Origin of the sequence: Asticcacaulis sp. SL142, from assembly GCF_026625745.1 — a bacterium.
GTDB lineage: Bacteria > Pseudomonadota > Alphaproteobacteria > Caulobacterales > Caulobacteraceae > Asticcacaulis.
On sequence record NZ_CP113061.1, the window covers coordinates 2622049 to 2634438 of the forward strand.

Below are 12390 nucleotides of genomic sequence, written 5' to 3' on the forward strand. Positions count from 1 at the left end.
GGGACGCGCCGACAATCAGAACGGGCGGCGGTTAACGGGCCGCAGACGGGCCATCGCCATGATAAACCCTAAGCCCAGCGCCACCAAGGTCAGCACATAGCGCGGGTCCCAGCCCGACAGGATTTCAAGCACCTTATCGAATATACCGGCCCCCGCTTCGCCCTTGGTCAGATAGGTCAGGACGACATCGGCGATAAATCCCAGGCCATAAGCAAAGGCGGCGCGCAAATTGCCATTGGCGAACAAAAACGCGGCGATGACATATAGCGCCACGACCGACGCCCACAACCATATCACCGGCTGATTGTCGGTCTCAATCGCTTCAAGGGCGGTGCGGCCCTGAATGGATTCTTCAAAGGGCGGGGCGTAAGGGTCCCGCGACGGGGGCAGGCTGAAACCTCCACGATGATCGATGTCATCGGCGGCGCGGGACGACACAAACGGCTCATCGGGCCCACCCAGCACCTTGGCCTGAATGACCGGCCAGCTAATCCAGACCGTATAGGCCAGCACCAGTGCTGCGATAAACCAGCGCAGAATTTTCATAGCCGCATCCATTAGAGCCCCCTACGGATCATCTGAAATCTGCGCGATATTAGCCTATTAACCGTAATTTGCCCACAGGCTAATTCATGGCGGTAAGGTGCATTATTTTTCCTGCCAGGCGGTTTCGGACACGCCCATCTGATAGCCGATGTCATAGACCTTACGCATACTTTCGGCATCGAATTCGATCAGCCCGCCATTGGTAATGCCCGGCGTCATGGCCATGACCGACACCTTCATATTATTGCGGGTTGCGTAGCCGGACAGATCGTTCAGCGTCGTGCGCGCCTGTGCCCGGGTAAGGGTCTCAAGGCTGCGAGTCACGACAGGCAGGGGTTTATAGGGTGTGACTGCGAACCCGGGCGCGATCTTGCCATTAATCAGCACATAAATATGACCGCCGCGAAACAGGTCTGGTGGCAGAACCCAATCGGTCAGCGATTCTGGCAGCAGGAAGAAGGGCATCGTCACTGACCCGTCAACATGCATTTCTTCGAGAATCCGGCCATCCGGGCTGCGTGAGCGGATGATGACAGGCTCAAAAGCGCCGGGCAGAGACGCCGAGGCCACCAGTACCTGACGGATCAGATCGCGGGCATCTATGAGGCGCTGATCCCAGCCATATTCAACGGCTTCACGGGCTATGCCGCTGATGTCCCAGACCACGCCGGTCTGGGAATCGAGATTGGTCGTCGCCACCACCAGCCGCCGGCCTTTGGCGTGCTCACGCGCCAGCGCCATCACCATGTCGATGGTGATATAGCTGTCTACTAAAGCTTTAAGGCGATTGGAGGAATAAAGCCCGGGCGTGAATAGGGCGAGTGCGCCGCGCGATTGCAATAAGCCGCTGGCGCGCCCATCGGTATAGCCATCTTTCAGTTCATCATCATAGTCAGTGCCCAGAAACGCAAATGGCGCCATAAGTGCGCCGGTTGACACGCCCGTCACCACCCGGAACGGCGGCCGGTCACCGCGCTTTGTCCAGCCATTGAGCACCCCGGCTCCAAAGGCACCATCGGCTCCGCCGCCGGATAAGGCCAGCACGTTGAAATCATCAATACCGTGAGCGGCGAAATTGCCGCGTAAATCGGCTTCCAGTTTTTGGGCCAATTGCGGGTCGTCGCTGGCAAACCGGGCGCGCTCAAAGCCGCCGGGGAAAGCCGTCGCCTGCTCAAGCGCGGTCATCTGCGGGCGCTCGATTCCGGCACAGCCGCTTAAGGCCAGCGCTATCACTAAAAGCCAGATCCTGAACCGATCCATAGTCGCCCCCCGATAGTTGCGGCCTGATCCTACTATGGACTGTCGCATCGCCCAACAAAAAAGGCCGCTCCGGATGGAGCGGCCTTCTGGTAGTCAGTAACTGACTTTAGACGTCGAGGATAAAGCGCTGCGGGTCTTCGAGGCCTTCCTTGATGCGGACCAGGAAGGTCACGGCTTCCTTACCGTCGACGATGCGGTGGTCGTAGGACAGGGCCAGATACATCATCGGACGGGCGACAATCTGACCGTTCACGACCACCGGGCGCTGGACGATGTTGTGCATCCCCAGAATACCGACCTGCGGCATGTTGAGGATCGGCGTTGACATCAGCGAGCCGTAGATCCCGCCGTTGGTGATGGTGAACGTGCCGCCCTGAAGCTGATCCAGCGACAGGGTGCCTTCACGGGCCTGCTTACCCAGACCGGCAATGCCCTTTTCGATGCCGGCCAGCGACAGTTGATCGACATCGCGCAGGACCGGCACCACCAGGCCTTTATCGGTGCCGACGGCAACGCCGAGGTCATAGTGGTTCTTATAGATGATGTCGGTGCCGTCGATTTCGGCGTTAACCGCCGGAATGTCTTTCAGGGCTGCAACCACAGCCTTGGCGAAGAACGACATGAAACCCAGCTTGACGCCGTGACGCTTTTCAAAGGCATCCTTATAGGTGTTGCGCAGGTTCATAACGGTCGACATGTCGACTTCGTTGAAGGTGGTCAATTGCGCGGCGGTCGATTGCGACTCTTTCAGGCGACGGGCGATGGTCTGACGCAGGCGCGTCATCTTTACGCGCTCTTCGCGGGCGGCGGCGGGACGCGGGGCTGCCGGGGTCGACGGTGTTGGCGCCAAAGCGACGGGTGTCGGGGCAGGCGATGACAGGGCCGCCAAAGCGTCGCCCTTGGTGATGCGACCGTCTTTGCCGGTGCCAGCAATGGCGGAGGTGTCGAGGTTGTTCTCGGTCGTGATGCGTTGCACCGACGGCGACAGATGCTGAGATGCGGCGGGGGCGGCAGCCGCAGCCGCCACGGGTGCCGGCGTTGCAGCCGGTGCCGGTGCGGCTGGAGCGGAACCAGCCGATGCGCCAGCAGCGATCTTAGCGATGACCTGACCCGGCGTGACGGTGGCACCGTCAGCGGCTACGATTTCAGCCAGTACACCATCCGCGGGAGAAGCGACTTCGACGGCAACCTTATCAGTTTCGATCTCGACCAGAACTTCGTCTTTTTTGACGGCGTCACCGGCCTTTTTCAGCCAGGTGCCGATAGCGCCTTCGGCCACCGATTCACCCATGACCGGGGTTTTGACTTCGACCAAATTGCCCGAAGCGGGGGATGATGCGGCGGGTGCCGGAGCGGCCGGTGCCGGTGTAGCAGCGGGAGCTGCCGCTGGGGCCGGAGCGGCGGCGGCACCGGCGGCACCGATGCGGCCAAGGATGGTGCCGGGGACAACGGTATCGCCTTCACCGACCAGAATTTCAGACAGGGTGCCGTCAGCGGGGGCGGCCACTTCGAGGGAGACCTTATCGGTTTCCAGCTCGACCAGGACTTCGTCCTTCTTGACAGCGTCGCCGGGTTTTTTGGTCCAGCGGGCGATGGTGGCTTCGGCAACAGATTCGCCCAGAACGGGGGTTAAGATATCAGCCATGAGGTTTCAGGCTCCGATTTTGAATTTTGAAAAATGCGTGTGGGGAAAAGGCGCTCGCGCTTACGCGAACGCCTCATTGAGAAAGGTTTCAAGCTCTTTGAGGTGGCGGCTCATGACACCGGCAGCGGTCGAGGCCGAAGCCGGACGACCGACATAACGGGCGCGCTTGGCTTTGACTTTCAGCTTATCCAGCGTCAGTTCCAGCCACGGCTCAACAAACGTCCAGCCGCCCATATTTTTCGGTTCTTCCTGACACCAAACCAGTTCGGCGTTCTTGAAGCGGCCAAGCTCGGTCAGCAGCGACTTCATCGGCCACGGATAGAACTGCTCCAGACGCATCAGATAAACGTCCTTGATGCCCTTCTTTTCGCGGTCTTCGAGCAGGTCGTAATAGACCTTACCTGAACACAGAACGACGCGGCGGATCTTGTCGTCTGCCACCAGCTTGACGCCGGCGACTTCCGGACGGGTCTGGGCGTCGTCGTGCAGGACGCGGTGGAAGCTAGACCCCTCAGAGATATCCGCCAGAGTCGATACCGCCTTCTTGTGACGCAGAAGCGATTTCGGCGTCATGATGATCAGGGGTTTGCGGAACGGACGGTGGATCTGACGGCGCAGGATGTGGAAATAGTTGGCCGGCGTCGTGCAGTTAGCGACCTGCATATTGTCTTCGGCGCAGGCTTGCAGGAAGCGTTCAAGGCGTGCGGACGAATGTTCCGGGCCCTGACCTTCGTAGCCATGCGGCAGCAACATCACAAGGCCCGACATGCGCAGCCACTTGCGCTCACCCGATGAGATGAACTGGTCAATAACGACCTGTGCGCCGTTGACGAAGTCGCCGAACTGGCCTTCCCATAGGGTCAGCGTATTCGGATCGGCGAGGCTGTAGCCGTATTCAAACCCAAGCACCGCTTCTTCGGACAGGGCCGAGTCGATCACTTCGTACTGAGCCTGACCTTCGCGCAGATTATTAAGCGGGAAGTAGCGTTCTTCCGTGGTCTGATCAACGAAGGCCGAGTGACGTTGAGAGAAGGTGCCGCGTACCGAATCCTGACCGGACAGGCGCACGGGGAAGCCTTCGTCGAGCAGTGAGCCATAGGCCAGATGCTCCGCCAAAGCCCAGTCGATATTCTCACCGGAATCCACCGCCGCGCGACGGGCCTCAATAACGCGTTTCAGCGTCTTGTGCATATCGACATGGTTGGGGATTTCGGTGATCTTGCGGCCGATTTCAAGAAGTTTGGCGCGGGGCACAGAGGTGGTACCGCGACGCTCATCTTCTTCAGGCAGGCCAAGGCCCGACCATTTGCCGTCGAGCCAATCGGCCTTAGAGGCCTTATAGACCTTACCGGCTTCAAATTCGGAATCGAGGAAGGTGTCGAAGTCTTTGATAAAGCCATCAACCTCGGCCTGAGAGACCGTACCCTCAGCGATCAGGCGCTGCGAATACAGCTCACGGGTTGAGGGGTGATCCTTGATCCGGGCGTACATCAACGGCTGGGTGAAGGTCGGATCATCGCCTTCGTTATGGCCAAAGCGGCGATAGCAGAACATATCGACCACGACGTCCTTGGCGAAGGTCTGGCGGAACTCGGTCGCCAGCTTGGCCGCGAACACAACGGCCTCGGGATCGTCGCCATTGACGTGCAGGATCGGGGCCGCCACCATCAGCGCCACGTCCGACGGATACGGGCTTGAGCGCGAATTGTGCGGCGAGGTGGTGAAGCCGATCTGGTTATTGATGATGAAATGTATCGTCCCGCCGGTGCGATAGCCCTTAAGGCCCATCAGGGCGAAACATTCCATGCCGACACCCTGACCGGCAAAGGCGGCATCGCCGTGGATCAGCAGCGGCAGGGTGCCTGAACGATCAAGCGTGCCGTCGTTCTTTTCCTTGATCTGGTAATACTGCTTGGCGCGCGCCTTACCCAGAACGACCGGGTTGACGATTTCAAGGTGCGACGGGTTGGCGGTCAGCGACAGGTGGACGTTGTTACCGTCAAAGGCGCGGTCGGAAGACGCGCCCATGTGGTACTTCACGTCGCCGGAGCCTTCGATGTCCGACGGCAGGGACGAGCCGCCCTGAAACTCATGGAAGACGGCCTTATAGGGCTTGCCCATAACACCAGCCAGCACGTTCAGGCGGCCACGGTGGGCCATGCCGAGGATGATGTCCTTCATGCCGAGCGCGCCGCCGCGCTTAATGATCTGCTCCAGCGCCGGGATCATGGCTTCGCCGCCATCAAGACCGAAGCGCTTGGTGCCGGGGAAGCGGCGGTGAATGAAGCGCTCAAAGCCTTCGGTTTCGATCAGCTTCTTCAGGATGGCGATCTTGCCTTCCTTGGTGAAGGTGATTTCCTTGTCGCGGCCTTCGATGCGCTCTTGAATCCAGGCTTTTTCAGCCGGATCAGCGATGTGCATGTACTGCACGCCGACGTTCGAGCAATAGGTGCGCTTAAGGATGGTGATGATTTCGGTTAAGGTCGCGGTCTCTAAGCCCAGAACGCCATCGATGAAGATCGGACGGTTCAGGTCAGCATCGGTAAAGCCCCAGTGCGAGGGCTCAAGCTCAGGGTTGGTGCCCTTGGGCGAAATACCGAGCGGATCAAGGTTCGATTGCAGGTGACCGCGAATACGGTAGGCGCGGATCAGCATCAGGGCCCGCACGGAATCGCGCGATGCGGCGCGCAGGGCTTCCGGTGACGGAGCGGCAGACCCGGTCACTGCTGCAGCGGCTTTTTCCGGCATCTTGGCAGCCTTGGCTTCGACGGCGGGCCAAAACCCGTCCATGGCCGAGGTCAGCTCATCGCGGACGGCGGGAATGTCGCGCGCCCAGGACCCGGCATCAGCGTTGTTCGCGACGACCGATGGGCTGTCCATCAACTGATCGAAGAAGGCCCGCCATGCGGGGGAGACGGAACTGGGGTCTTTGGCCCATTTTTCCTGAATTTGTTCGATAAAAACGGCATTGCCGCCATACAGAAACGAGGTTTCTGCGAACACCTGATTTAGTCGGCCGGAATCATCCGCCATGAGGTTACCTGCTGAAGCGGCCAATTACGACACCGCTTCCCTTTCATGTTTCGGTTTAGGCGGCCAATGACGACACCGCCTGCCTTGAGCACTAGGCAAAGATAAGATGCGCTGAGACCATTCGCAGCACCCGTTACGCATACTCTTTTTTTTGACCGTTGAGAACCGGCAAAAACGGGTGAATCAATTGTCAGACAAGAATTTTTCATTTCCGTTTATGACCGGACATTCGTGTCTGAAAATGGCTTTCGCCCACAAAAAAGGCGGCACCTTACGGAACCGCCTTTTCTGAATAATTTAAGGATATTGATTAACCCTTAAGGACTGACAGAAGCGTCTCGCCCAAGGCTGCCGGAGATGGCGACACCTTGATGCCCGCGGCTTCCATGGCGGCGATCTTGTCTTCCGCGCCGCCCTTGCCGCCGGAGATGATCGCACCGGCATGGCCCATGCGACGGCCCGGAGGCGCCGTGCGACCGGCGATGAAGCCAGCCATTGGCTTTTTACGGCCGCGCTTGGCTTCGTCGATCAGGAACTGAGCGGCGTCTTCTTCGGCCGAACCGCCGATTTCACCGATCATGATGATCGACTTGGTTTCATCATCAGCCAGGAACATCTCCAGCACGTCGATGAACTCGGTGCCCTTGACCGGATCGCCGCCGATGCCAACAGCCGTCGTTTGGCCGAGACCGGCATTGGTGGTCTGGAACACAGCTTCGTAGGTCAGGGTGCCGGAGCGCGAAACCACGCCGACCGAGCCCTTGGAGAAGATGTTACCCGGCATGATGCCGATCTTGCACTCGTTCGGGGTCAGGACGCCGGGGCAGTTCGGCCCGATCAGGCGCGACTTGGAACCCGAAAGGGCGCGCTTGACCTTGACCATGTCCAGCACCGGAATACCTTCGGTGATGCAGACGATCAGCGGGATTTCCGCTTCGATGGCCTCAAGGATGGCGTCAGCCGCGAAGGGCGGCGGCACGTAGATGGCCGAGGCCGTGGCACCGGTACGCTCTTTGGCTTCGGCGACCGAGTCATAAACCGGCAGACCGATATGGGTCGTGCCGCCCTTACCCGGCGTTACGCCACCAACAACCTTGGTGCCGTAATAGGCAATGGCCTGCTCGGAGTGGAAGGTCCCTTGCGCGCCGGTAAACCCTTGCGTGATGATCTTGGTGTCTTTGTTGATCAGGATTGACATGTCTGAACCTTAGCCCTTCACAGCTTTGACAATTTTCGCGGCCGCATCGGCCAGATCGTCGGCAGCGATGACATTCAGGCCCGACTCATTGATGATTTTCTTGCCCAGTTCGACATTGGTGCCCTCTAAGCGGACAACCAGCGGAACCTTAAGGCCGACTTCCTTCACGGCGGTGATCACACCAGTCGCGATGATGTCGCACTTCATGATGCCACCAAAGATGTTGACCAGAATGCCTTTGACCTTGGGGTCGGAGGTGATGATCTTGAACGCCGCCGTGACCTTTTCAGTCGTGGCACCGCCGCCGACGTCGAGGAAGTTGGCAGGCTCAGAACCGTAAAGCTTGATGATGTCGAGCGTGGCCATGGCCAGACCCGCACCGTTGACCATGCAGCCGATTTCACCGTCAAGGGCGATATAGCTGAGGTCGAACTTTGAAGCTTCGATTTCCTTGGGGTCTTCTTCGGTCAGGTCACGCAGGGCCTGAACGTCCGGATGACGGAACAGGGAGTTCGAATCGAACGATACCTTGGCATCCAGAACCAGAAGCTGGTCGTCGCCGGTGATGATCAGCGGGTTGATTTCCAGCATGTCCATGTCCTTGGCGTTGAACGCCGCGTACAGTTGCTGGAGCAGCTTATAGGCTTGCTTGGACAGGTCGCCCTTGAGGCCAAGCGCCGCCGACAGGGTGCGTCCGTGGGTCGGGAAGACGCCGGTCGCTGGATCGATGGTGAAGGAGTGGATCTTCTCAGGCGTCGAATGGGCGACTTCTTCGATGTCCATGCCGCCTTCGGTCGAAGCGACGATCGAAACGCGCGAGGTGACGCGATCAACCAGCAGAGACAGATAAAGCTCTTTTTTAATGTCAGCGCCTTCTTCGATGTAAAGGCGGTTGACTTGCTTGCCCGCAGGGCCGGTCTGGTGGGTCACGAGGACGCGGCCCAGCATTTCATCGGCATTGGCTTCGACTTCGGCCGGAGACTTGACGACGCGCACGCCGCCCTTGGCATCGGCGCCTAAGCCTTCAAACTTGCCCTTGCCGCGACCACCCGCGTGGATCTGCGACTTGACCACCCACACCTTGGTGGAGTCGTCTTTCAGGTTCTTGGCGGCCTCAAGGGCCTCCTTGGGGGAAAACGCGGGATAGCCGCGCGGAACGGCAACGCCGAACTCTTTCAGTACGGCCTTGGCTTGATGTTCGTGAATGTTCATGGAACCCGTCTGTGCTTTGCGAAAGCTTGGAAATATCTTTGGGGCGTAAGCCCCTGGCGAACGGTACTTGAGGGCGAACCTCATTGTCCGTCCCGCGACCAAGCTGCCTTATAAAGTCCCAAACACTTGTGTGCAACCGCTCAAAGGCGCTAAATTGCATCTATTTTGCAATCTCAAAACACAAAATACGCCCATTAAATCGTATAAATTCATGCTATAAAAATAATGTTAGCGCTGTCATATCTCAGGAAACGGTATGTATAAGGTATATTATTTTAGCGCTAACATCGCTGATATTTACCCAAAAAAGACCCGCCACATCAGCCGTCCTGGCAGGAAGGTAAAGGCACCCGCTATGATCAGCCCGCCCATGAACAACCCTATGGCGGTCGAACGATGGCGCTTGATGTCGTGCTTACGCGCCCAGTAAATGACCATGGGGGCAACCACCACCGTCCAGCCAGACAAGGCGTGGATCAGGCTGAAATGACCCGGATTAATCGATTTGATGAAAAAGCTCGATATGGCCGTGACCAGCATAAGTCCGACCCAGACCCATCCCAGTATCCGGTGGGGCATTTTGCCCTTGGGACCAAGAATCTGAACCAGCCCCAGAATGAAGGCCAGCAGCGCCGCCGTCAGGTGGATCTGGATAGCCGTCGGTTGCAACATCACCAGCGCCAGATTGGGCGCATGGGATCTGACATTGCCGAAAGATGCGATCATGCTGTCCTTGACGCCACTATCAATCCCGCGCAGGGCAAAGTAGATAATCGCCACCGTAATCAGGGTGGGCAGGATGAAATGCTGCAACAGTTTACGGATCACAGGTGGTTCTCCTTTGACGATGGGCAAGTGATGGCTGTAGGTTTGCGCAAATGTTGAAAGGACGCCTGCCGCTATGCGCCAATCCGCGCGTGAAATTCGTGAACTGCCGTCATCCGTCGTTCGCGCTTCGCGAATAACCGAGGCGTTGATGCCGTGGGCCAAGACCTATGGTATCGCGATTGGCATGGCCCTGTTTCTGACGGCGATTGCGGCATCAGGCACGCAGGCGCTTCCCCTGCATGTGCGGTTTTTGTACTGGACGGGTTTTATGATTGGCGGGTCGCTGATCGCGCAGGGCGTAAGCCTCATAATGGATCGTGTGATCCGCATCCATAACCGCCCCAATGTCAGGATACTGATTCATCTGGGGCTGATCATTGTGCCGATCACCACCATGGTCTGGCTGGGTAACCACCTGATGGCCGGTTCATCCCTGACGCTACGGCATTTGCTGTTTTTGATCGGGCCGGTGGCGCCGATCTGCGTGGCGATGACCGGACTGCATTATATGCTTAACCGCACACCGATGCAGAGCCATGCCCATGCAGTTTCAGATGAGATGGCGTCGGACGCGGGTGTTTTCCGCCAGCGCCTGCCGTTTAAATTCCGACACGCCGACATCTATGCCCTGTCGGCGGAGGATCATTATCTGCGGGTGCACACCAGTGCGGGCCAGACCCTGATCCTGATGCGGCTTTATGATGCTATTCGCGAACTTGACGGCATCGAAGGTTCCCAGACCCACAGGTCATGGTGGGTCGCCAAGGATGCCATAGACGATGTGATCAAAGACAACGGGCGCGTCACCTTCCGCCTGAAAGGTGAGGTAAGCGCGCCCGTTAGCCGCAGTTTTCAGAAAGCGCTGAAAGCCGATGGTTGGCTGTAAGCCGCTAGCTCGTCGGCGTCGCACTGGCTGATGAGGTGGCAGCTTCCAGCGGCGGCCCGGTAAATTCGGCCTCCAGCATGATCTCGACCTCATCACCTACGCCCATAGTCGTGCCGGGTTCAGGGATGCCGTAGGTCATGCCAAAGTCCGAACGCTTGATCTTGCCCTTGGCCGAAAACCCAACGCGCGCCGCCGGATCATAGGGCGCAAAGCCTGCATAGCCGCCGTTGAACTTGGCCTCCAGCGTGATCGGCTTGGTCACCCCCTTAAGCGTCAGATCGCCGTCGATTTTGGCGGTATCTGGGCCTGTCATATCAACCTTGGTCGAGCGAAAACTGATCTGCGGGAACTTGGCGGTGTCAAACCAGACGGGCCCCAGAAGCGTGTTCAAAAATCCTTCGGGCGGGGTCGGGATATCCAGCGATTTGACATCGACGGTCGCATTGACCGAGGCGGTTTCGGGCGCATTCGGGTCGAGTTTCAGGTTGGCGTCAAAGCTTTTGAACTGCGCCGTATAGTTGGAAAAGCCGGTATGGTTGACCTTGAACGTCAAGCTGGCATGGGATTTATCGAGTTTATAATCACCCGCTGGCGCTTCGGTCGAGGCGATCTGCTCGATATCCGACGGCAGGGTGGCCGGTTGCGGCGGCGGTGCATCGCCGGGCTTGGGCGAACAGGCGATCAGCGCCAAAAATCCAAACAGCATGGGACTATATTTTATCATCAGCGTTTCCTTTTATTCAGAGAGTCTTAGCTAAAGCTTCGAGTTGGTCGGCGGCAGCGCCCCAACCGTCGTGAAAGCCCATCTGTTCGTGTTGTTGCTTCTTTTCCGGTGACCAGTGGCGGGCGCGGGCGACATAAAGTGTCTTGCCACCCGGCGCGTCCTCAAAGGTCACGATGGCTGTCATGAACGGATCAGCCGAGGGCACCCAGCCGACCGAATAGGCGTCGGTCGAGACGATCTTTTCCTGATCTATGACCTCCAGAAAAACCCCGTCATTGGGCATGACCTCGCCGTCCGGGCCGTGCATGACAAAAGCCGAGCGGCCACCGGGGCGAAGGTCCCACGCGACCTGATCGATATACCAGGGCTTTGGGCAGAACCATTGAGTCAAAAGCTCCGGCTCAGTCCAGCAGCGCCAAACCAGATGGCGTGGGGCATCAAGGGTGCGGGTCAGAACCAGTTCACGGTCGTCGGTTGCAGTGGTCATGAGATGTTTCCTTATCCTTAGAATTGTAAGATTTCAGTGCCCAAAAGCGGGCGAATTGAGGGCGCAGATCATTATTCGGCGGTCAGGCCGTTTAATTTTGCCAGTGTTTGTCAGTTGGTCTGTAAGCGTTTAGCCCGGCATATAGCCTTCTGGGGCCGCCGTATTGATCATCCACGGCTGATCATATTTGTCGATCAACATGCCAAACATCGGCGACCAGAAGGTCGGCGCTAGCGGCATCTGCACCATTTTGGCACCCGTAGACAGGCCGTCCCAGATGCGCGTGGCTTCCTCAACCGTATCGACCCCGATCGAGGCGCAGAACCCTTGCGGTGTGCTCGCCCACTGCGGCGGGGCATCCGCTCCCATGAAAGATGTCTCTCCCACATTGAGCGTGGCGTGCATGATACGGTCTTTGAGGGCCGGATCAGTGCCGCCAGAATCGGCAGGGGCATCTTCGTATTTGAACAGGAAAAGCTCCCCGCCCAGAATGGATTTATAGAACGCGAACGCTTCGGCGCAGTTGCCGTTGAAACTCAGGTGGACTTCGATACGCATAATGATCGCTCCT

11 protein-coding genes are annotated in these 12390 nt (G+C 58.3%); 1 reads left to right on the top strand and 10 read right to left on the bottom strand.

What is annotated here, in order from left to right:
- Window positions 1–15: 15 nt before the first annotated feature.
- The 7 genes from OVA03_RS11915 to OVA03_RS11950 form a co-directional block, all read right to left on the bottom strand.
- On the bottom strand, window positions 16–546 hold the full coding sequence (locus OVA03_RS11915) for a hypothetical protein (protein WP_267524864.1): 531 nt from the start codon (window positions 544–546) through the stop codon (window positions 16–18).
- 102 nt (window positions 547–648) lie between these two features.
- On the bottom strand, window positions 649–1806 hold the full coding sequence (locus OVA03_RS11920; RefSeq protein WP_267524866.1) for a patatin-like phospholipase family protein: 1158 nt from the start codon (window positions 1804–1806) through the stop codon (window positions 649–651).
- A 106-nt stretch (window positions 1807–1912) separates the two neighbouring features.
- Window positions 1913–3451, bottom strand: coding sequence for a 2-oxoglutarate dehydrogenase complex dihydrolipoyllysine-residue succinyltransferase (odhB, locus tag OVA03_RS11925; RefSeq protein ID WP_324291003.1), 1539 nt, complete (start codon window positions 3449–3451; stop codon window positions 1913–1915).
- A gap of 60 nt (window positions 3452–3511) precedes the next feature.
- Entirely contained in the window at window positions 3512–6484 is a 2973-nt protein-coding gene (locus OVA03_RS11935) for a 2-oxoglutarate dehydrogenase E1 component (RefSeq protein WP_267524869.1), read from the bottom strand.
- A gap of 310 nt (window positions 6485–6794) precedes the next feature.
- Window positions 6795–7682, bottom strand: coding sequence for a succinate--CoA ligase subunit alpha (gene sucD / locus OVA03_RS11940; RefSeq protein ID WP_267524871.1), 888 nt, complete (start codon window positions 7680–7682; stop codon window positions 6795–6797).
- 9 nt (window positions 7683–7691) lie between these two features.
- A complete protein-coding gene (gene sucC, locus OVA03_RS11945) occupies window positions 7692–8894 on the bottom strand; it encodes an ADP-forming succinate--CoA ligase subunit beta (RefSeq protein WP_267524873.1) in 1203 nt (400 codons plus the stop codon).
- Window positions 8895–9191: 297 nt separating this feature from the next.
- Entirely contained in the window at window positions 9192–9722 is a 531-nt protein-coding gene (locus tag OVA03_RS11950) for a DUF2306 domain-containing protein (protein ID WP_267524875.1), read from the bottom strand.
- 73 nt (window positions 9723–9795) lie between these two features.
- Between OVA03_RS11950 and OVA03_RS11955 the strand changes: the two genes are divergently transcribed.
- Complete coding sequence (locus tag OVA03_RS11955) at window positions 9796–10608, top strand: LytTR family DNA-binding domain-containing protein (protein WP_267524877.1); 813 nt, start codon at window positions 9796–9798, stop codon at window positions 10606–10608.
- Window positions 10609–10612: 4 nt separating this feature from the next.
- Here the strand turns inward: OVA03_RS11955 and OVA03_RS11960 are convergent, their stop codons facing one another.
- The 3 genes from OVA03_RS11960 to OVA03_RS11970 all read right to left on the bottom strand — a co-directional run bounded on the left by OVA03_RS11960 (window position 10613) and on the right by OVA03_RS11970 (window position 12377).
- Complete coding sequence (locus OVA03_RS11960) at window positions 10613–11332, bottom strand: YceI family protein (RefSeq protein ID WP_267524879.1); 720 nt, start codon at window positions 11330–11332, stop codon at window positions 10613–10615.
- A gap of 16 nt (window positions 11333–11348) precedes the next feature.
- Window positions 11349–11819, bottom strand: coding sequence for an SRPBCC family protein (locus OVA03_RS11965; RefSeq protein WP_267524880.1), 471 nt, complete (start codon window positions 11817–11819; stop codon window positions 11349–11351).
- A 129-nt stretch (window positions 11820–11948) separates the two neighbouring features.
- Window positions 11949–12377 carry a VOC family protein gene (locus OVA03_RS11970; RefSeq protein WP_267524883.1) on the bottom strand — a complete coding sequence of 143 codons (429 nt, stop codon included), beginning with the start codon at window positions 12375–12377 and terminating at the stop codon, window positions 11949–11951.
- Between the last annotated feature and the right edge of the window lie 13 nt (window positions 12378–12390).

Excerpts from the sequence above, each read along its gene's own strand:
- OVA03_RS11970 (WP_267524883.1), bottom strand. The coding sequence starts at position 12,377 with ATGCGTATCGAAGTCCACCTGAGTTTCAACGGCAACTGCGCCGAAGCG.
- OVA03_RS11955 (WP_267524877.1), top strand. The coding sequence starts at position 9,796 with ATGCGCCAATCCGCGCGTGAAATTCGTGAACTGCCGTCATCCGTCGTT.
- OVA03_RS11915 (WP_267524864.1), bottom strand. The coding sequence starts at position 546 with ATGAAAATTCTGCGCTGGTTTATCGCAGCACTGGTGCTGGCCTATACG.
- sucD (WP_267524871.1), bottom strand. The coding sequence starts at position 7,682 with ATGTCAATCCTGATCAACAAAGACACCAAGATCATCACGCAAGGGTTT.
- OVA03_RS11960 (WP_267524879.1), bottom strand. The coding sequence starts at position 11,332 with ATGATAAAATATAGTCCCATGCTGTTTGGATTTTTGGCGCTGATCGCC.
- OVA03_RS11920 (WP_267524866.1), bottom strand. The coding sequence starts at position 1,806 with ATGGATCGGTTCAGGATCTGGCTTTTAGTGATAGCGCTGGCCTTAAGC.
- OVA03_RS11965 (WP_267524880.1), bottom strand. The coding sequence starts at position 11,819 with ATGACCACTGCAACCGACGACCGTGAACTGGTTCTGACCCGCACCCTT.
- sucC (WP_267524873.1), bottom strand. The coding sequence starts at position 8,894 with ATGAACATTCACGAACATCAAGCCAAGGCCGTACTGAAAGAGTTCGGC.
- odhB (WP_324291003.1), bottom strand. The coding sequence starts at position 3,451 with ATGGCTGATATCTTAACCCCCGTTCTGGGCGAATCTGTTGCCGAAGCC.
- OVA03_RS11935 (WP_267524869.1), bottom strand. The coding sequence starts at position 6,484 with ATGGCGGATGATTCCGGCCGACTAAATCAGGTGTTCGCAGAAACCTCG.